15 protein-coding genes and 1 riboswitch are annotated in these 20,401 nt (G+C 41.0%); of the genes, 4 read left to right on the top strand and 11 right to left on the bottom strand.

Translation table 11 applies throughout. The annotated features are described in order from the left end of the window. Window positions 1–123 precede the first annotated feature (123 nt). Window positions 124–1,020, top strand: a complete 897-nt coding sequence (locus Q0R88_RS26550; protein WP_295721740.1) for an AraC family transcriptional regulator — start codon at window positions 124–126, stop codon at window positions 1,018–1,020. A 5-nt stretch (window positions 1,021–1,025) separates the two neighbouring features. Here Q0R88_RS26550 and Q0R88_RS26555 read toward each other — a convergent pair whose 3' ends face one another. The 3 genes from Q0R88_RS26555 to Q0R88_RS26565 all read right to left on the bottom strand — a co-directional run bounded on the left by Q0R88_RS26555 (window position 1,026) and on the right by Q0R88_RS26565 (window position 3,628). After that, entirely contained in the window at window positions 1,026–1,682 is a 657-nt protein-coding gene (locus tag Q0R88_RS26555; RefSeq protein ID WP_295721742.1) for a response regulator transcription factor, read from the bottom strand. A 44-nt stretch (window positions 1,683–1,726) separates the two neighbouring features. Further along, window positions 1,727–2,509, bottom strand: a complete 783-nt coding sequence (locus Q0R88_RS26560) for a sensor histidine kinase (protein WP_295721744.1) — start codon at window positions 2,507–2,509, stop codon at window positions 1,727–1,729. Window positions 2,510–3,142: 633 nt separating this feature from the next. Further along, on the bottom strand, window positions 3,143–3,628 hold the full coding sequence (locus Q0R88_RS26565) for a hypothetical protein (RefSeq protein ID WP_295721746.1): 486 nt from the start codon (window positions 3,626–3,628) through the stop codon (window positions 3,143–3,145). Between the two features lie 393 nt (window positions 3,629–4,021). Here Q0R88_RS26565 and Q0R88_RS26570 point away from each other — a divergent pair, with 393 nt between their 5' ends. From Q0R88_RS26570 to Q0R88_RS26580, 3 genes are all read left to right on the top strand, one after another. Next, complete coding sequence (locus tag Q0R88_RS26570; protein ID WP_295721748.1) at window positions 4,022–4,957, top strand: hypothetical protein; 936 nt, start codon at window positions 4,022–4,024, stop codon at window positions 4,955–4,957. A 299-nt stretch (window positions 4,958–5,256) separates the two neighbouring features. Further along, window positions 5,257–7,092, top strand: coding sequence for a hypothetical protein (locus tag Q0R88_RS26575; RefSeq protein ID WP_295721750.1), 1,836 nt, complete (start codon window positions 5,257–5,259; stop codon window positions 7,090–7,092). Between the two features lie 434 nt (window positions 7,093–7,526). Further along, window positions 7,527–8,258, top strand: coding sequence for a DUF6794 domain-containing protein (locus tag Q0R88_RS26580; protein WP_295721752.1), 732 nt, complete (start codon window positions 7,527–7,529; stop codon window positions 8,256–8,258). A 60-nt stretch (window positions 8,259–8,318) separates the two neighbouring features. On the opposite strand, the gene metF is transcribed toward Q0R88_RS26580, so the two are convergent. The 8 genes from metF to Q0R88_RS26620 form a co-directional block, all read right to left on the bottom strand. After that, complete coding sequence (gene metF / locus Q0R88_RS26585; RefSeq protein WP_295721754.1) at window positions 8,319–9,275, bottom strand: methylenetetrahydrofolate reductase [NAD(P)H]; 957 nt, start codon at window positions 9,273–9,275, stop codon at window positions 8,319–8,321. 42 nt (window positions 9,276–9,317) lie between these two features. Continuing rightward, window positions 9,318–9,680 carry a four helix bundle protein gene (locus Q0R88_RS26590; RefSeq protein ID WP_295721756.1) on the bottom strand — a complete coding sequence of 121 codons (363 nt, stop codon included), beginning with the start codon at window positions 9,678–9,680 and terminating at the stop codon, window positions 9,318–9,320. A gap of 43 nt (window positions 9,681–9,723) precedes the next feature. Next, window positions 9,724–13,398 carry a methionine synthase gene (gene metH, locus Q0R88_RS26595; RefSeq protein WP_295721758.1) on the bottom strand — a complete coding sequence of 1,225 codons (3,675 nt, stop codon included), beginning with the start codon at window positions 13,396–13,398 and terminating at the stop codon, window positions 9,724–9,726. Between the two features lie 161 nt (window positions 13,399–13,559). Continuing rightward, a riboswitch (SAM riboswitch) is annotated at window positions 13,560–13,670 on the bottom strand. A 132-nt stretch (window positions 13,671–13,802) separates the two neighbouring features. Beyond that, the gene (locus Q0R88_RS26600; RefSeq protein ID WP_295721760.1) at window positions 13,803–14,534 is read right to left on the bottom strand and encodes a Bax inhibitor-1/YccA family protein; all 732 of its coding nucleotides are present in this window, start codon (window positions 14,532–14,534) and stop codon (window positions 13,803–13,805) included. A gap of 114 nt (window positions 14,535–14,648) precedes the next feature. Next, the gene (locus Q0R88_RS26605) at window positions 14,649–15,632 is read right to left on the bottom strand and encodes a YihY/virulence factor BrkB family protein (RefSeq protein ID WP_295721762.1); all 984 of its coding nucleotides are present in this window, start codon (window positions 15,630–15,632) and stop codon (window positions 14,649–14,651) included. Between the two features lie 275 nt (window positions 15,633–15,907). Beyond that, window positions 15,908–17,134 (bottom strand): alanine dehydrogenase, encoded by a 1,227-nt coding sequence (locus Q0R88_RS26610; RefSeq protein WP_295721765.1) that lies wholly within the window; start codon window positions 17,132–17,134, stop codon window positions 15,908–15,910. 56 nt (window positions 17,135–17,190) lie between these two features. Beyond that, on the bottom strand, window positions 17,191–17,607 hold the full coding sequence (gene tsaE, locus Q0R88_RS26615) for a tRNA (adenosine(37)-N6)-threonylcarbamoyltransferase complex ATPase subunit type 1 TsaE (protein WP_295721767.1): 417 nt from the start codon (window positions 17,605–17,607) through the stop codon (window positions 17,191–17,193). 215 nt (window positions 17,608–17,822) lie between these two features. After that, entirely contained in the window at window positions 17,823–20,333 is a 2,511-nt protein-coding gene (locus tag Q0R88_RS26620) for a TonB-dependent receptor (RefSeq protein WP_295721769.1), read from the bottom strand. Window positions 20,334–20,401 lie beyond the last annotated feature (68 nt).

Here is a 20,401-nt window from a genome sequence, read left to right on the forward strand (position 1 = left end):
TTTTTTTTAGTTTATATCCAAAGTAAGTTTAACTTTAGCTGATAAAAAATGATGTAAATGGTGTTATTATGGATTATTTTATCCGTAACTTAACAATAAAATAAATTTACGCTAAAATATGCAATGATAAAGGCCTCGTACGAAGTTCTTCAACCCGCAAACACGCAGTCATTCCTGGTCAGGAAATTTGATAAACTGGCATTTGATGCCCCTTACCATTTTCATGAGGAATATGAGCTGACATGCATCATAAAAGGCGCCGGCAAACGATATGTTGGCAGCCACATGGAAGACTTTGTGTCTGGCGATGTTGTGTTACTTGGCCCTAACCTGCCTCATTGTTGGAAACTGGAGGGCGGTGATATTTTGCCCAGTGAAGCATGCGCTATTGTGATACAGTTTAACGATGCTTTTTTAGGCGACGAGTTTTTTAACAAGTTTGAGCTACTGCATATTAAGAAGCTTTTTCAAAAAAGCGGCTGTGGGATTTCGTTCCACTCAGATACGCAGGCAGAGGTTAAGCAACTTTTGATGAACCTAGTTGAGGAAAAAAGCAATTTCAGGATATTGATAGGCTTACTGGAGGTACTGCAGTGCCTGGCCTCGTCAGATGAATATATCCTGCTTGATCAGCACCGCATTGTGGCAGAGCGTACATCTGCAGAGCGGGAACGCATTAACCCGGTATTTGCCTACCTGGTTGAAAATTTCAGAAAGCAGGTATCACTGGATAAAGCCGCCAGCATAGCTAACATGACCACAAATGCTTTTTGTAAATACTTTAAGAAAGTAACCCGCAAAACATTTATGGAAACCATAATTGAATACCGGCTTAATTATGCCATACAGCAATTAGTACAAACAGATAAACCTATATCCGAAATTTCATTTGAAAGCGGCTTTGGCGATGTATCGCATTTTTATAAAATGTTTAAGGCCAAAATGCACCTTAGCCCGCTTAATTACCGTAAACGGTTTATGCGTAATTTAGCCAGTAGTGCCAAAAAACTATCGGCCTAAAAAAATTATACTACGTTGATGATACCGCGTTTAATGGCATATATAACCAGGCCGACTAAATTTTTTGAACCGGTTTTTTCAAACAACCGGGCCCGGTAGCCCTCAACGGTACGTACACTCAGAAAAATTTTATCGGCTATTTCCTGGTTTGAGTATTCCTGGCAAACAAGTTTCAAAACCTCTACTTCACGTTCATTCAGGTCGGCTTTATTTTGAGCAATATTTTCGGCGTGATCATTGCCCACCAGTTGTTTAATGAGCGTAATGGATAAATGTTCATTAAAATAAAAACCCTTGCTATGAACGGTAGATACAGCTTCGATGATCTCCTCCGGCTCGGCATTTTTAAGCAGGTAGCCCGATGCCCCGGCTTTCATCATGTCAACAATATATTTATCCTCGTTAAACATGGATAGTGCCAGTATCTTAATATTTTTATAATTCTGATGAACAAAAGCTGTAGTTTGAATACCATCCATCTCCGGCATTTTTATATCCATCAAAAGCACATCAGGGGTTTGGGTTGTTAATAACCCCATCAATTCTTTACCGTTTGAAGCCTCAAGTACCAGGTCAAAATCTTTGAAATCTTCAAGCGTAGCTTTTAAGCCATTTCTGAAAATTTTATGATCATCTACAATACCTAATTTAATTGTACCCATTGATTCACAAATAGTTGAATAAAGATAGTTTTAATGTAACAAAACTATGCTATTTTTAATTTAATAGTAGTGAGCGTACCATTTAATGGCTTGCTGTAAATATTAATGTCCCCGTTAATCAACTGCACCCGGCTTTCCAGGTTTTTAATTCCAAACCCCTGCTTTACTCCACCCAGGTTAAAGCCCACGCCGTTATCTTTAAACTCCATCACCATATAATTACCCTCCTTGTTAATAGACAGGTAAATAACTGTCGCATCGGAGTGTTTAATGGCGTTGCCAAAAAGCTCCTGCGCTATACGGTAAAGGGTAAGTTCTATTTCTTGCGCAAAGCGCTGGTCGGGCATATTTTTACTAAACTTTACTTTAATATGGGTGGTTTGCTCAACCTTATTACTTAAAGCTTCAACAGCAACTAACAGGCCATAATCGGTAAGTACGGGAGGCAACACATTATGAATAATATTACGAATCTCCTGGATGCATTCATCGGTCAGTTTTCGCGTATCGGCAAGCAGCGGCTGCGTTGCTTCGCTCATGCAATTTTTATCAAGCCGGTGCAAATTAAGCTTTATGGCCGATAACACCTGCCCAACACTATCATGCAGATCCTCAGCCAGCCGCTTGCGTTCACTCTCCTGAGTTTCAAAAACAGCGGCCAGCAGATCGCTTTGGCGCGCGTCATGTAATGATCGTAATTCAACCTGATTTTTGATCATTTTACGCTGGTAAATGATCACAAAAAAGAACAAGCAGGTGATCAGTACCACTACTACCAGTGTACCAATTATTAATACCGGGATCAGGTTGTTTTGTGGGGTTTGCAAAGTAATCCTACTGAAAATAAAATATTAGCGATTATGTTAGTAATGCTGTTAATTATATAGTAATTGTGCCGGTCACTTATGGGTATTTGTGTTAATAGCATAAACAGAAAAATATTAACTGATGAATAAAACAGAACACCCGCATTTATCCAGAACAGCCCTTGTTTTTCAATGTCAATATATTTTAAGGGATTTAACAACTTGTAAAAGTATATTAAAGATAATATAATTAAAGATACGCTCAATGATGTATTTGAAACTGTGGGGTATTCATTCATATTGCTATTAAAATACAGCATAAGCACAAATGTGATGAAAGCAAGTGCGAGTGTGATCTTTTTAAGAATAGGTTTATTGAACAGAACGTAATAAATTAACGTGTAGAAGATCAGGGACACTAAAATATTTAAATGAATAACCGGCATGTTGTTTTTTGTTCCGCTTTCTGACATTAGCCACATGACAGGATCAAAAGTGCTGGATATAAGAAAATAAAGAGCTGCGATTTTCAAAACCCTATCAAGGTGCTTATAATTATATACTGTTGCCAATACAGGAAAAAAGCCAGATATCCCTGAGATTAGAGCAAATATATTATCTATAGACATGGCTATTAATAAATTGGTGCTTTAATTAGCTTCCTGAAAGTGCATTTTTGGGGCAGCCTGTAGATCCTGGACATGGATACGATTGATTACCTACTAAATTATCAGTAGTTGGAGCAGATACTTTAAATGTTTTTATTTCTGTAGATACAGCAGCAACTTCTTTTTTAACTTCTCCGGGTAATTGATCCTGGCCATCTGCCTGTACCCCGGTTATTACAAAGCGTTTTTCACCTTCGGCATTGGCAACTACTTTGATAAAGAAATTGCCTACGCTTACAAAAAACTTTTGCCAGCCGCTAAGCTGTTGTTTATTAGCATAATAAATGCGAATGCCTAAACAGCCATTTTGTTGCAATATAGTGTTCAATATCTTTTGTCCAAAAAATTGAGATACAACTCCATCAGGATGTCTGTGTCTGTGGTTACGTGTCCAGCTGGCGGCAAGTTCAAGATCAATGGGTGCACCTTCATCACCGGTAATTGGATTAGGGTCTCTTGGTTTTGTTTCCATAAGTAATTTTAATAGAGGGTTAGGGATAAGTTTGGCTAAAACTAACATTAATTAGTTATTATTTCAATGATCAAAAAACGTAGAGAGTAAAACTAAACGACACGACAATATCATAATTAACTCATTTATAATAGTTTATAAATTTTAATGCTCTTAAAATTTATATTTTTACGTATTTCTACGCATTCAAAACTGTATTAATACGTGCTCCATAACCCATTGAGAATGAACTGTTTTGTATGGTGTTTTAAATGACCCTTCTTAAACTTAATCTTGGCCGCCTTTGGCAGCGATTCGATATAATACGATATTGGTTTTATTATTAATTTGGCTAAATATTATTAATACCTTTAATAAGTAATTCATCACATCAAAAACCTAAGTCTAAACATCATGCAATCTGAAATACCGATCAGCAAAATTAACCCGGAGCAAGTAGGCAAATTTATTACCAAAAGCTATTATCAGGAACTCGCTCAAAATTTCGAAGATAAATTCCCATCAGAAGCCCGTTCTGTAACACTCTCAAAATCAACACTTGAAACAGCCTTAGGCGACAAAAATGTCTCAGGCATTAAATTCATGAACGGCCTTGAAGATGCAAACGTTCCCTCGTCAAGGCTTCTTGTGCTTATGCCTGTCAATTATACTATGAATAGCAGCCTTCCAAATGCCTTGATCAATAAGAGTGGCTTTATGACAAATACCGGTGCTATAATCTCTTTAGAAAAAACATGGCAGGTATTATTTAATCATGTACTTAATTTTAAAAAACTTGATTTAAGCGTTCATTACACAAAAATTAACCGGGGATCATTTCTTGGACGTAACGTGCTAATCGAACTTGTAAATAAAACTGATGGTGATAACCTTATTTATAATTTTGGTTATAATATGGAGATGAATTACCCGTACAAGGCACTCATACACCCCGAAAACAATTTGTCTTTAATAGTAGACCAATCATTTCCTTGCCCGGGTTCATCCGGTTGCCCTAAAACAGATAGTGATATGTGCGCACTTACCCATATTGCAACCAATTTTGCCGGTAACAACGCCGAAGGACAATTAAATGTACTTAGGGCTTTCAGAGATAAGATTTTGCAGGATAAATTTAATGGCACCGAAATAGAAAAATATTATACCATTTCAGCATCATTACTGGAGGCTATTAATAAGCGGCAAAACCAAGAAATTATATTTAAAGGCATATATGATAAATATATAAAAACATCCATCGATTCGATAAAACATAATGATGAGGCAACCGCCTACGCCCTGTTCCAGGAAGCTATGCAGCACCTTACAGATACTTATTTATATCAATAATTCCCAAGAACAAAAAAAAGCGTCTTTTCTTAACTGAGATGGCGCTTTTTTGGTTTATATCTCACCAGTTTGCATAACCGCACGCGTATTTCTACGCTACAAAACTGTATTAGTACGCTAACAGATAGCGTACAACCCCAAGCTATAAAACAGTAGTAGCAACATTGATTAGGATCATTTTTAGCTAAACCTTTGATATATCAAATCAGCGGCATGAAGTGCCTGCATGGTTAGATGTTATGGAGTATGCCGAAAATCCAATTAAAGAGTAAGCCGAAAAAAATCTAAATTAAAAACCTATGAGCTTTATTATTAAAGGAAACCTACGTGGTTTGCTGTGTTCTGATTGTGAGATCCCCATATCTGGTACATCTGTAAAAGTTTACAAACCTTTGGACAGGGGCAACGAAACCCGCCTGGCAGTAGCTGATGCCAAACAAACATTTCACCAGGTAAGCGATGAAGAACTGAAAGAAAAAGAAAAGCTATTTGTTGCCGAAGGCAGTTTACAGGATAATGGTGATTTTGTTATTCAGATTGGCGATAAATCGGGCTATGAGGGCGGAGCTTTGGATGTTGACTGGTATTGCGGCAACACCCCTATAAAAATCGGTCCCGGACCAAAAAAAGACCTTTCCCTGCAATTTCATATCACCACGTTACAGCCAATGTATAAGCAAAGTGAAAGGGGCGAGCAGTTAGCATACTTTGAATATAAAATAGATTCTAAATGGTTTTGCCGAATCCTTACCCTGCTTGATATCTGGGCGGTTTGTGGCATCGTAGTTGACTGCGAAACCAAAAAACCAATAGCGGGTGTAAAAGTATTTGCCTACGATGTTGATTTGTTTCAGGATGATACATTGGGCAATGCTTATACCGATTTTAATGGCAAGTTTGTTATTGTGTACCCCGGCGCCAATTTCAGGCAAACACTGCTTTCGCCATTTTTAAATGTAGAATGGCCTGCCGGTCCTGATTATTATTTCAGAATTGAATCATCATCCGGCGCTGTTTTGTTGCAGGAAGATAGGACCCGCGGCCGCCAAACGGACAGACACAACGCTCATAATTGCTTTTGCGTGAAGCTATGTGTTAAAGGAGGCGATATTCAGGTTCCCTGGTTTACCGCAGTAGGCAACTTCAGTATTACATCAGATATTGATGCATCCGGCAAAACGTTGATTACTAAATTTGGCGCCGGTGGCACCGGGTATGGCTTTTTCAGTTCGGTTAAACTGGAGGGTTATGCAACAAAAAAAGTTCCTACTGCACCAGCAAGTGCACTTCATTATCGCTTTTTATACTCATTGGATAATATAAATTTTAGCCCGGTAACCAGTGCACAAATGGAAAGCACCCCGCTTAAAGTGGCCACACGCCAAATTACCTGGAACGGCACAACGGGTTTTCAGGATGTAGTTATCGATATTAATCAGCCGGCATCTGTACCTGATAGTATCCCGGCCGATAACTTTCCAAACCCAATCCCGGATCATGTTCTTAATCCGGATGTTAATGGCTGGATAAGGGTTGACCAGCCCGCGTTAGATAATGGATTTTACGGGGCGCTTCTTTATTTAAATACCAACACCATTATTGGCGGCGGCGATGCAAGCACCGGTTTAACAGCGGGAGATGCCGTAAGCGTCGCAGATCAAAAAAATGGTAAAATGTTATATATCCAATTTCAAACCACAGATGACCCAACCAACCCTGCATCTACCAATTTAAATACCCAGGCGCTCATCGGTAAAATATATGTAAACAACTGGAACGAGGTAAACCTGCTTAAACTGGAAGAACTGTTTGCAGGAGGCGGCAGCGGTTGTACACCGGTGCAATCGCAGGCCCATGCCGATTATACAGTTGATCATGAACTGATAGCCAGTTGGAGCATGGGTGTATGGTCAAACGCTATAGGCAGTGTAGCGGGCTTACCATCGGGGACTTTCCCAAGAGGCGGAGCCGCTAAGTTTAACCTGGCATCGCCACCGATACCTTATGTATTAGTGCCTGCATTTAATACCTGGCCATCATGTGCGTATAGCTTAACATTAAACACTGTACGTAATTTAACTACCGGTGAATATAACGACCAGGGTAAAACCAACCAGGTTATCTTCTGTAAGTAAATTGCTCAAAAAGGTATCACTTTAATTTAGTGGTACCTTTTTTATTAAAACAATCTTAATATATACGAGCACTCATACAATAGGAACAGCATATGACTGAAAAAATCCATAAGTATTAGTGCAGATGCTAATAACTAAATGTAGATATTTGATAGGTGGGTTTTAAACAAAAATTAAATATATCGGTGCCCCCTTCATCCATAACAATTAAATTAATAGTACCACATCTTACAACACAGGATCAAAAACACGAGTTTGAAAATGAACACTATTTTTTTAATAGTTTAGAAGATATGTTTTACAACGAAGAAGAGCGGGTTATACAGAAATTAGTAAAGCCTAAAGTGAGTGGAAGCCTATTGAAAATTATGGTGACCTACTTCGAAAAATAATCTATGAGTTTTAATTCAGATAGAACAATACGTCTCGTGCCAATGAAACTAATAATCACGACATTATTAATTTTTGTGTGCATAATCAATTTTACAAGCACCTATGCCCAGGACAGATTACCTCGTAATTTAGATGATGCTATTTCCTATTTTAAGCAACATTGGTCGAAGAAAAAGCTAGAAGATTTCAGAGCAAAACCCGAAAACAAGGCAGTTGTAGAGTTGCATTCTTTTGGAACGGGATTATGGATTAGAAACACCTGGATTAGAGGAAACCGCGATACGGTTTTGACAAATTTTTTTTCCGCATTAGGAGTTCACAGCGCAGATGATATGTCTTCAATAATTTTAACTTCTTTACATAGAAGTTTGAATAATAAGAAAATCAATCTCCACACACAAGTTGAAAATTGCAAGGCTTACTGGAATACAATAATGGACTGTGAAGACAAAGCAACAAAAAATGCAGTTTTGATTTACAACAAGTATAAAACCGGAAGAATTGTTACCATTTATATGCCTGTTGATAATAGCGACAACAGTAAAAACGCGGTTCAGTATGGATGTCCAACTAGCGAATGGACATTTAATCCAAAAAATGACCTACTGATAAAAGCGATAATAGTAGAAAAGTATTTCATAAATAATAAGTCAAATGTCTTCTTTAAAGTCCAGATAACGAACATGAATCGTAAAGACACCAAAATCTTTTTAAAAGAGGTAAAAGTCGGTGACACGACAGACTTTTCACTTTCTGGATTAAAAATTCGATAGTATTATTTGCCCTATATTATAGGAGATCCTCGCTAAAGGAATCATATTTTAACCTATCTACTAAAATATCGCCTCAGCAATCCTCTTAGTTGGCCCGGCGTTGCTCATGGTATAAAAGTGCAGTACAGGCACACCAAAAGCCATCAGCTCGCGGCATTGGTTTATCATCCACTCTACACCAATATCCTTCACATCTTTTTCACTTTTGCATCCGTTTACTGCATCGCACAGATCTTCCGGCATATCAATATGGAATGTTTTAGCCAGGTTGATCAATTGCTTTGATGTGGTAACCGGTTTTAAGCCCGGTATAATAGGTACTGTAATACCATTGGCGCGGCAGTTGTTCACAAAATCGAAATACTTTTGGTTATCAAAGAACATCTGGGTTACAATGAAGTTTGCGCCCATATCTACCTTTTGTTTCAGGTATTTAAAATCGGTTTTGAGGTTTGGAGCTTCAAAATGTTTTTCTGGGTAGCCTGCAATCCCGATACAGAAATCGGTTTTAAGACTGTCATTATTATGCTCATGCAGGTAAACGCCATTGTTCATGTTCACTACCTGTTGCAGCAGGTCGGTAGCGTAATTATGCCCGTTTGGGGTAGGTACAAAAGAAGCGTCTCCACGTCTTGCATCTCCGCGAAGTACGAGTACATTTTCGATACCCAAAAATTGCAGATCAACCAAACCATTCTCGGTTTCATCCTTGGTAAAACCACCACACAACAAATGCGGAACGGTATCAACCTTATACTTATTCATAATGGCCGCACAGATAGCAATAGTGCCGGGGCGTTTGCGATAGCTCAGTTTCTCCAGCAAACCATTATCGTGCTCCTTATAAATAAAATCCTCGCGCAGCGAAGTAACATCAATAAACGGCGGTTTAAATTCCATCAACGGATCAATAGCATTGTAGATGCCCTCGATGCTCTGACCCTTTAACGGTGGAATTAGCTCGAAAGAGAATAGTGTTTTGCCGTTTGCATTTTTTATGTGTTCCGTTATCTTCATTATATGGTTCGGGTTACGAGTTGCGGGTTGCGTGAAGCTGCCCTATTTCGCTAAGTTTGACTTATAATAATTAATGAGCCCAGCTAATAATCTTCTTACTTTTTCAAGCTGGTTTAGTAAGTTATCTAATACTTCTTTGTTTATAAAATTAAGGTCGAAAGATAGATAAAACTGGGTTTCTAATTCGTATGCCGAGCCTCGTGCTATGAAAAAAAATTGCAGGGAGTCTTTCCCGTGATTCCTTCCCGATCCTTCAGCTATGTTAGATGGGATAGATATAGCCGCACGTTTGATTTGCGACTGCAAGGCAAAGATTTCTTCCTTGGGGAAATCAATCATGCTTGTGTAAACAAGCTTAACTAATATCCTTGCCTCTTTCCATACATCTAAATCAGTATATACCATTTTTATTTTTTCCCGAAACTCGCAACCCGAGCCTCGCAACAACTCAATAATTAATATTCGGACCTAACCAGCGTTCAACCGTTTCGAGATCCATGTTTTTCCTAACCGCGTAATCCTCAATCTGGTCCTTGCTAATCTTGCCAAGCCCAAAATACCTTGCCTGCGGATGCGCGAAATAGAAACCGCTTACCGATGCAGCCGGGGTCATCGCCAGGCTTTCAGTCAGGTGCATTTTGGCGGTATCTTCTGCTTTTAACAATTCAAACAAGGTTGTTTTTTCCGTATGATCCGGACAGGCGGGATAACCCGGTGCCGGGCGGATACCCTGGTAGTCTTCTTTAATCAGGTCTTCAGTGCTTAACTTTTCTCCTTTAGAGTAGCCCCAGTATTCCTTACGTACCAGTTCATGCATTTTCTCAGCAAAGGCTTCGGCAAGGCGGTCGGCAAGGGCTTTGGCCATAATACTGTTATAGTCGTCATGGTCGGCCTCAAATTCCGCTACCATCTCGTCGCAGCCAATACCTGTAGTTACCGCAAAGCCGCCAAAATAATCAGGAACTCCACTTTCTTTTGGCGCGATAAAATCTGATAACGCATAATAAGGATCGCCCTTTACCTTTTCGGCCTGCTGGCGAAGCGTATGAATGCGGGTGAGCAACTGCGTTCTGCTTTCATCTGTATACAATTCAATATCATCACCAACACTGTTAGCAGGCCAAAAACCTATTACGCCATTAGCCTGCAATAGTTTTTGATCTACAATTTTCTTCAACAGCTCCTGTGCATCATCAAAAAGTTTTTTGGCTTCGTCGCCCACAAATTTATCCGCAAATATTTTAGGGTAGCTGCCGCGCAATTCCCAGGTATGGAAAAACGGTGTCCAGTCGATATAGGGAACAAGCTCTTCCAGCGGGTACGACTCCAATACTTTGGTACCGGTAAACGTTGGCTTAGGCGCAATATCACCATCCAGACTGATCTGAAATTTTGACTGCCTGGCCTGATCAATGGTGACAAAGCGCTTGTCGGATTTTTTATTCAAATGCGCTTCGCGCGATTTGGCGTACTCGTCTTTAATATTTTTAATGTAAGCATCACGGTTTTCGCGGTTCATCAAACTGCTGCAAACAGTAACACTACGCGATGCATCCAATACATGAATAGCAGCACCCGAGTAATGAGGATCAACCTTTACTGCAGCGTGAATACGTGATGTGGTAGCCCCGCCAATAATCAACGGAATAGTAAAGCCCTCCCGTTCCATCTCTTTGGCAAAATGCACCATCTCATCAAGTGATGGGGTGATCAATCCGCTTAGGCCGATAATATCTACGTTTTGTTTTTTGGCTTCCTCGATGATTCTTTGTGCGGGCACCATTACGCCAAGGTCAATTACCTCGAAGTTATTACAGGCCAAAACTACGCCCACTATATTTTTACCAATATCGTGCACATCGCCCTTTACGGTAGCCATGAGTACCTTACCGGCATTGGCACGCTGATCTGCATTGGCATTGTTTTTCTTTTCCTCTTCAATGAAGGGCAACAGGTAAGCCACCGCCTTTTTCATTACACGGGCCGATTTTACCACCTGTGGCAAAAACATTTTACCGGCACCAAACAGATCACCAACGATGTTCATGCCGTCCATTAGCGGACCCTCAATCACCTCCAGTGGTTTATCATAAGCCTGGCGCGCCTCTTCCACATCATCATCCAGGTATTCAATAATACCTTTAACTAACGCGTGTGATAAACGTTTGGCTACTGGTTGTTTACGCCATTCTTCATCGCGTACAATCTCTCTACCTTTACTTTTAATGGTATCGGCATACTCTACAAGTCGCTCGGTCGAATCATCACGGCGGTTAAGCAATACATCCTCCACCAGCTCCAGCAGGGTTTTATCAATCTCTTCATAAACTTCCAGCATCCCGGCGTTTACAATACCCATATCCATACCCGCTTTAATAGCATGATACAGGAATGCCGAGTGCATAGCCTCGCGCACAACATTGTTTCCCCTAAAAGAGAATGAAATATTACTCACCCCGCCGCTTACTTTGGCGTGAGGCAGGTTTTGCTTTATCCAGCGGGTAGCTTCAATAAAATCAACCGCGTAGTTGTTGTGCTCTTCCAGGCCGGTGGCAACAGTTAATATATTCGGGTCGAAAATAATATCCTGCGGAGGGAAACCAACCACATCAACCAATATATCGTATGAGCGTTTACAAATCTCAATCCGGCGCTGTAATGAATCGGCCTGTCCGGTTTCGTCAAAAGCCATCACCACGGCAGCGGCGCCGTAGCTTAATATTTTGCGGGCATACTCAATAAACTTTTCTTCGCCCTCTTTAAGGGAGATAGAGTTTACGATGCCCTTACCCTGGATACATTTTAAGCCAGCCTCAATAACCGTCCATTTAGATGAATCAATCATGATGGGCAATTTGGCAATATCGGGTTCGGAGGCTACCAGGTTCAGGAATTTAACCATCACCGCTTCCGAATCAATCATCCCCTCATCCATGTTGATATCAATCACCTGGGCACCGCCCTCAACCTGTTGCAGGGCCACAGCCAAAGCGGCTTCATAATCCTCGGCTAATATCAGTTTTGAGAATTTTGGCGATCCGGTGATATTGGTACGCTCACCTACGTTCACAAAAATACTTTCGGGCTTTATGGTAACGGCCTCTAAACCACTCAGGCGAAGATCAGGCTCCACTTCCGGGATTCTCCGGGGTGGATACTTAGATGCCCGCTCGGCAATACATTTGATGTGTTCCGGTGTAGTACCACAACAACCACCCACTATATTAACCAGCCCGGCTTTGATAAAATCATCAACCTGGTGAGCAGTTTCATGAGCAGTTTCGTCATACTGACCAAACTCATTCGGCAAGCCGGCGTTTGGATAAGCTGATATATATACATCGGCTTTTTCAGAAAGTTCTGCAAGGTGCGGGCGCATTTCCCTTGCACCTAAAGCGCAGTTTAAACCTACCGAAAGCAGGTTGGCATGGCGGATAGAATTCCAGAAAGCCTCAACAGTTTGCCCCGATAATGTACGCCCGGAAGCGTCGGTAATAGTACCCGAGATCATCACCGGCAGATGCTTGCCAGATTCATTTGCATAACGGTTGATGGCAAACAAAGCAGCCTTGGCATTCAGGGTATCAAATATGGTTTCAACCAGTAACAAATCCGATCCGCCATCAACCAGACCGCGAACCTGGTCGTAATAAGCATCGGCCAGATCATCAAAAGTAACCGCCCGGTAACCCGGATCATTAACATCAGGCGAAAGGGAAGCAGTACGGTTGGTTGGCCCAACAGCCCCGGCCACAAAACGTGGTTTATCCGGTGTTTTTATATTGTACTCATCAGCAACTTCGCGGGCAAGGTGTGCACCTTCATAGCTAAGCTCATAGGCCAGTTCTTCCAGCTTATAATCGGCAAGGGAAATTATTTGTGTGCTAAAAGTATTTGTCTCGATGATATCCGCGCCGGCATCCAAATATTCGGCATGTATGGCCTTAATGATATCCGGGCGTGTGATATTCAAAAGGTCATTATTCCCCTGCAGATCGCTATTGTGATCTTTAAATCTTTCCCCACGAAAATCCTTCTCGGTAAGCTGGTACCGCTGTATCATGGTGCCCATGGCGCCGTCGATCACAAGGATGCGTTTTTCTAATTCTTTTCTAATATCCATTGATAGTATCAAGTAATTAGTATCAAGTATCAAGTACGGCAAATTCCGGTGCTTGATTTTAATTAGGTCATGATACAAGCAAAAAAATGTCTTGATACCTGATACTAACTACTTGATACTTAAAAAACTTATTTCGAAAAGTCGGGTGTTATTTTGACTTTCGCTTATCTTTCCCAGGGCCGTGCGGCTGGCTGAGTAGAATGTAGCACCTTGTGAAGCACAGGTTGCTAAGACATCGCAGGGTCTAATCCCTCCGTCTTTCTCCATAAGCATTGCAAAGGTGCATAATAATGCGGTAAAATGCAATAGTGTATATCTTCACGTATCTGTACGCTAAGTAAATTTACGCATACAAAAAAAGCCGCCTTTTCAGGCAGCTTTTAATAATAAATGTTTTGCTAATATTATTTTCTTCTGCCGAATAAACGCAGGATCATCAGGAAAAGGTTGATGAAATCAAGGTATAATGTTAAGCCACCCATAAGGGCCATTTTTTTTGCCGAAGCATCGCCATATTCAAGGCCGGCGCCAATACGCTTAAGTTTTTGAACATCATATGCCGTTAAGCCAACAAAAACAGCTATACCAACGTAGCTAATAATATATTCTAATTGGGTACTGTGCATAAACATGTTAAATATTGATGCTACAATTATACCAATCAGGCCCATTATCATTATCGACCCAAAGTTTGTAAGATCGGTTTTCGTGGTATATCCGGCAACTGCCATAACGCCAAACACTACCGAGGTTGTAACAAATACACCCACTACAGAGCTTGTCGCATATACTAAAAGAATGTAGCTTAAACTTACTCCCATTATTGCCGAAAATGCAACAAAAAGCAATGCTAAAACCCCGTAAGACAAGCGGTTAAAACCAAACGAGATAATTAACACAAAAGCAAGCGGAGCAAACATTACAATAGTACCTAAACCTGTGTTACCACCTGTTTCCGGGTTTCTGAGCATTTCATACAATGCCTGGTTATTTGAAAAAACAAAAGCGCAAAAGGCAGAAAGGCCTAAGGCAACAAACATCCATAAAAATACATTAGCTATAAATTTACGGGATGCATCTTGTTCTGTTAATTGTATTACGTTTTTGTAAACGTATTCAGGATCTTTAGTTTCCATTTTTTTATAAATAATTCTTATACGAATTTACGAATAATAAGTGAATATCATGTGAAGATTGTTTGTGGAGAGTCAAGAGATCAGGACCTAAACCGGTTAACTCCACACGGCCGATTATTTCTTCAGCACATCCTTTTTCAAATGCCCCTGTAATTGCGGATTTTGTGGGGGAAGATTTTTCACTTCTCTTTCAACCTCGGTTTGTTGAACAGAAACCGCGTAATCTGCCGGTTCAATACGGCTGCCAATGGCCTCGGCGTATACCTGGGTAAACTCGGCGCCAATGTATAATATAGCTGATGTATAATAGATCCAAACCAAAATAACAATGATGGAGCCTGCAGCTCCGTAAGCAGAACCCTGAGCCGTATATTGAATATACAGACTAATCATATACTGACCAAGCATAAAAAGCAACGACGTAAAAAAAGCGCCAGACCGTACATCTTTCCACTTGATTTTTACATCGGGCAAAAACTTAAAGATGATGCCAAACAAAGTAGTAATTACGATGACAGTGATAGCCAGGTTAATTCCTTTTAACAGTAATCCTGTTACAACGGGGATAAAATGTTGTATTTTATCCTTCAAGGCATCAAGTATAATATTTACTGCAAGTGTAGCTAAAAGCAAAAAACCAAGGCTTATAATTAGTGAAAAAGATACAAATCGATTTTTGAGCAGTTGAACCCAGCCGCGTTTTGGCTTGGCTTTTACCCGCCAAATGGTGTTCAATGAATCCTGTATCTCAACAAAAATGCTGCTTGCGCCTAATAACAGGGTAATTACACCAATTATTACCGCCAATCCCGATTTGCCCGAAAGCGCCAGGTGCTTTAATATATCTTGGATTTGTAAAGCTGCCCCTGAGCCCACATAATGGGCAATTTGTGGATACAATCTGTCGGTAGCTGCATCCTGCCCAAAAACCAAACCCGCTACCGATATAATGATGATAAGCAAGGGGGCTATGGAAAACACGGTATAGTAAGCCAAAGACGCACTCAATTTTAAACCATTATCACTACTAAAGCCTGAAAAGGTTGCCACTAAAACCTTCCAAAGCTGTGTTAAATATTCCTTGCTTAAAAAACTCATTCCTTATTTTTTTAATTATACTGCTTAAACCCATATTGCAAAGCAATTTTAATGCCTTTAAGCAAATGGTGATTAAAATTCCAATTACAAAGCTGTAAAAGGGGAATCGGGCGGCTGGCAATCAGGCCATTCGCCAAAATCATCATTCCACCATTCACTTTTTAGTACGGTGAAACCATGCGTTTGCATATCCGGGGGCTGTCAATATACTTGTAGTGTTGTGCTGGGCGTTGTTGTTTACAATTAAAAGCAACAAGGCAGCAAGCCGACAAAGTTTACCGGTTTGATACAATAAGCAAATCAAGATCTTTACATGGGATGCCGAAACGCTCGCCGATGTGTTTGTTTGTAAGATGGCCCTGGTAAATATAAACAGCATTACGCACACCCGATTTTTGCCATATCACATTCTTGATACCTCCATGTTCGCCAATATCCAGCAGGATAGGAGCAAAAATATTGGTAAGCGCATAGGTGGCCGTACGGGCAACTCTTGAAGCTATATTGGGCACGCAATAATGGATCACATCATATTTGCGAAACACCGGGTGAGTATGATTGGTAACTTCGGATGTTTCAAAGCAGCCGCCCTGGTCAATACTTACATCAATAATTACCGAATCGCGCTTCATGCGGCTAACGGTTGTTTCTGATATAATGCAGGGACTGCGTCCATCCTCCGCGCGCATGGCCCCAATAGCCACATCGCATGTAGTAATCGCCTTTTCCAATACTATTGGTTGTACTACAGAGGTAAAAACCCGGCTGCCAATATTGTTTTGCAAACGTCGCAGTTTGTATATTGATGGGTCAAAAACCTTTACCTCGGCGCCTAACGATATAGCGGTGCGCGCGGCATATTCACCCACAGTACCGGCACCCAGTATCACGATCTCTGTTGGCGGAACGCCGGTAATGCCTCCCAGCATCAGGCCTTTACCTTCAAAAACGTTACTTAAATATTCGGCGGCAATTAATATGGATGTAGCGCCCACAATCTCGCTCATGGCCCTTACCACGCTAAGAGAGCCTCCTTCATCGCGCAAATGCTCAAAGCATAGCGCGGTTATTTTTTTATTGATGAGGGCATGCAGGCAATCTGCTTTAAGTGTTGCCATTTGCAGGGCCGAAATCAGTATCTGTCCGGGCTTCATCATTTCAATCTCCTGCTTCATAGGAGGAGCGATTTTTATGATGATATCCGCCTCATAAACAGCTTTGGTATCATATACAATATGAGCTCCCTGCTCGCTGTAATCTTTGTCGCTAAAATTGGCGGCCTGCCCGGCATTACTTTCCAGCATTACATGATGTCCGTTATTTACCAATAACGCTACCGAAAGTGGCGTAAGCGGAATCCTGTTTTCCTGGAAGGAAATCTCCTTGGGAATGCCGATAAATAGTTTGTTTTTTTTGCTTTTAACCTCCAGCATCGACTCCTGCGGTTGCATCATTGCCTGTTTGGCAACATCCGAAAACCCGCTGTATATCCCTGAACTCATTTGTGTGTGTTATTTTTCTGGCTGATGAAGATAAGAAAAAACGACTTATCATAAAACTAAATAATTTCAATGTCTATCTGCCTCGCTCCATCATCCAAAACCTTTAGATTAATGTTGGAGTAATGCTGTGGCAGCAGGTCTGGTATTTTCTCGGGCCACTCAATAAAACAATAAGCACCGTCATAAAAGTATTCTTCATAACCCATATCAAGGGCTTCGGTTTGGTCCTTAAGCCGATAAAAATCAAAATGATATATTTTACCTTTTGTAGTATGGTACTCGTTAACAATAGAAAATGTAGGACTGGTCACCGTATCCGTTGTGCCTAAGCCCTTGCATAGTTCTTTAATAAGTGTGGTTTTACCCGCACCCATATCGCCATAAAAAAGAAAGATCCTACTGTTTGCCGCATGCTCAATAATAGCTTTGGCAGCGTTGGGTAAATTTGATATAGATGGAATGATTAGCTGCACGGTAACATTTTTAATTAAGCTACCATGTCATTGCGAGCGCAGCGTGGCAATCGCGGACTTTATATCGCGGACGTGCACAGTTCGCGGTTGCTTCGTCGTTCCTCCTCGCAATGACATAGTAGAAGATCATTCAAAAATACTCAAAAATACTTAAACCAATAAGAAAGTCCTGCCGACGATAACCGGCAGGACTTTCTTAACTAAAGGAATTTATCTTATGATTTCTTACCCGTATTAAATCCAAACGGCACCACAATTTTAAAGCTGATATTACGGCCCATGTTAAATATGCCCGGACGTACGCCCGCAGGCACTGTTGCGTTATCAAAATATTTTAACCGGCTCATGTTTGATTGATAGTTAACATTTGCAAGGTTGGTACCTTCAATAAATAATTTAATTACCGGTTGCCCTGCTTTGTTTACAATGTTACCACCAAAGCCGGCGCTTAACAGGTTATAACCAGGCGTAGCAGTCTCGGTACCGTAAGCTGCAAAATAACGGTTTTGGGCACTGTAGTGATCAAAGCCTACAAAAACATACAAGCTTTTAAAGTCGCCAAAGCCACCGTTAAATGTTCCGCGCAGTTCAGAGTGGGTGTGCAACGGGGGTATAAACGGCAGGTATTTTAAGCTGTCGGCCACCGGGCCGCCGTTGCCCTTATTTTCGCCATAAGTTAAACTTAACGCGTTTTCAAAATGCAGCCATGGTATAGGGTGCAAATCTACATTCACCTCGCCACCGTAAATACGCGCTTTACTTTGCACATAAGTAAATGTGGTATAACCTTGTGTATAAACCGGGCTTCCATCAGGATTTAAAACCTGCTGCTGGTAAATGTAGTTGGAGATATCGTTATTAAACACCTCCACACTGGCCGATATATTCGGGAGTGTTAAAAAGGTGCCAAGGTCTTCCTGTACACTGAATTCGGGTTTAAAGTTTTTATCACCGATGTGATAGATCTGCGAACCCGGGTCTGGTCCGTTGGCCGAGATTTCGGCAATACTTGGCGCCCTGAAGCCCCTTGAAATATTACCTTTTACCAGGAACGCGTCAGACACGTTGTAGGTGGCTCCAAAGCTACCCGATGCGCCCCTGAAGGTTTTGCTAAAGGCTTCAAACTGGTTGCTAACATTTAGTGTGGTGGTTGGATTTGCTCCTGTGTATAATTGAGGAAATCCGTTGCTGCCCAAACTATCAACATAGGCAGCACTACTGCTAAATGACCGGTTATCATACCTTGCACCTAATGACAGATCAAGCTTTCCGTAGCTTTTCTTCACTACAAAAAACGGACCTACATCAAACTGGTGATAGGCCGGGATTGGAAAATCTGTAGCATCGCCGATAGTATTATTTTGATACTGCCCATTAATGCCAAAAGTGGTTTCATAATCATTGCCGATACTGAAATTGTATTTAACATCATAGGTATAAGTAGTTAAATGAAGGTTTAACCCGGCAACATCACCAGCTTCGGGATGGGTATACTCGCGCCTGTGACTGTATTGATAACCCAGGTTTACAACCAGGTTTCCATCGCCCAATCTAAAGTTACTATTGTTATAGATGCGGTAAAGCTGCACATGCTGGTGCAGCGTAGGGATAGTATACGAGTTTAACACTGATTGCGGAACGATAGGCCGGGAGGCATCGTCCTCTGTAATCTGTCGGGTAAACTGGCGGGTAATTGAATCGCGGCTACCATCGGGTATAGATTGCTCATCATCAAAAACAGATGCATGCAAATATGACGTACCCCATGATTTATTTAACCCTAACATAATACGGGCGTCTTTTTCTTTGTAGTTGGTACCGTAAACACGGCCATCATGCTGGTTCTGATAATTTTTTCCTTCTTTGGCAGATACTACAGTTCCCCAAACAAAACCATTTTGATTGCCCTGAAGCCTGAATGATCCGTTCAACAAACCCTGGTTAGTGCCATAAATGCCCTGTACAGAACCTGCTATTGTACCATCGGGAACGGGTGACGGTGATATTAAGTTAACAACTCCACCAATAGCATCAGAGCCATAGGTTAAACTGGCGGGCCCTTTAATTACTTCAACACGATCAACAGAATTTTGATCTACCTCAATACCGTGCTCATCGCCCCATTGCTGCCCTTCCTGGCGGATACCATCCATCAGCGTGATCACCCGGTTATAACCAAGGCCATGGATAAAAGGTTTTGATACGTTTGGCCCGGTGGTAACGGCGCTTACACCCGGCAGGGTAGCTATCTGATCAATAATATTACCAGAAGCAGCGCGCTGTTCTAAATAAGTTTTCCCCACGGCTAACATAGGCACAGGGCTACGCTTTATTTCGGTGGCTTTACTTACACCGGTAATTATAACCTCGCCGGCCTCAACAGATGAAGTTTGCAATTTTACATCAAATACCGTGGTTTTGGAAAAATCAACCCTTTGGTTGAGCGTTGAATAACCAATGTAACTTACCTGCACAAGGTAAATGCCTTTAGGTATGTTGTTAAAAATGTACTTACCGTTTGCATCGGTGATTGCACCTTTTCGCAGATCGGGAATAGTGATTGTAGCACCTATAATAGGCTTGCCATCGGCTTTATCGGTAATAATGCCCGATAGGGTTCCGATAACATCTTCCGGCGTATTTTTAGTAGTTATAGTGGTAGCATGTGCCAAATAAGTAAAACCTATAAACAGCAATATTAAGAAGCTAATTAGCTTTAATTTCATAACGAATAAATTGTGGATCAATAAATACCGCCTTTAAAACGGCTCAGTTTGTAAAAAATTCTAACAGA

Origin of the sequence: Mucilaginibacter sp., from assembly GCF_025362475.1 — a bacterium.
Classification (GTDB): domain Bacteria; phylum Bacteroidota; class Bacteroidia; order Sphingobacteriales; family Sphingobacteriaceae; genus Mucilaginibacter.

Bases quoted from the DNA above. Each gene is read 5' to 3' on its own strand.
- Q0R88_RS26590 (WP_295721756.1), bottom strand. From the start codon at position 9,680: ATGGTATATACTGATTTAGATGTATGGAAAGAGGCAAGGATATTAGTT.
- Q0R88_RS26555 (WP_295721742.1), bottom strand. From the start codon at position 1,682: ATGGGTACAATTAAATTAGGTATTGTAGATGATCATAAAATTTTCAGA.
- Q0R88_RS26620 (WP_295721769.1), bottom strand. From the start codon at position 20,333: ATGAAATTAAAGCTAATTAGCTTCTTAATATTGCTGTTTATAGGTTTT.
- metF (WP_295721754.1), bottom strand. From the start codon at position 9,275: ATGAAGATAACGGAACACATAAAAAATGCAAACGGCAAAACACTATTC.
- metH (WP_295721758.1), bottom strand. From the start codon at position 13,398: ATGGATATTAGAAAAGAATTAGAAAAACGCATCCTTGTGATCGACGGC.
- Q0R88_RS26570 (WP_295721748.1), top strand. From the start codon at position 4,022: ATGCAATCTGAAATACCGATCAGCAAAATTAACCCGGAGCAAGTAGGC.
- Q0R88_RS26605 (WP_295721762.1), bottom strand. From the start codon at position 15,632: ATGAGTTTTTTAAGCAAGGAATATTTAACACAGCTTTGGAAGGTTTTA.
- Q0R88_RS26550 (WP_295721740.1), top strand. From the start codon at position 124: ATGATAAAGGCCTCGTACGAAGTTCTTCAACCCGCAAACACGCAGTCA.
- Q0R88_RS26600 (WP_295721760.1), bottom strand. From the start codon at position 14,534: ATGGAAACTAAAGATCCTGAATACGTTTACAAAAACGTAATACAATTA.
- Q0R88_RS26580 (WP_295721752.1), top strand. From the start codon at position 7,527: ATGAAACTAATAATCACGACATTATTAATTTTTGTGTGCATAATCAAT.
- Q0R88_RS26610 (WP_295721765.1), bottom strand. From the start codon at position 17,134: ATGAGTTCAGGGATATACAGCGGGTTTTCGGATGTTGCCAAACAGGCA.
- Q0R88_RS26575 (WP_295721750.1), top strand. From the start codon at position 5,257: ATGAGCTTTATTATTAAAGGAAACCTACGTGGTTTGCTGTGTTCTGAT.
- Q0R88_RS26565 (WP_295721746.1), bottom strand. From the start codon at position 3,628: ATGGAAACAAAACCAAGAGACCCTAATCCAATTACCGGTGATGAAGGT.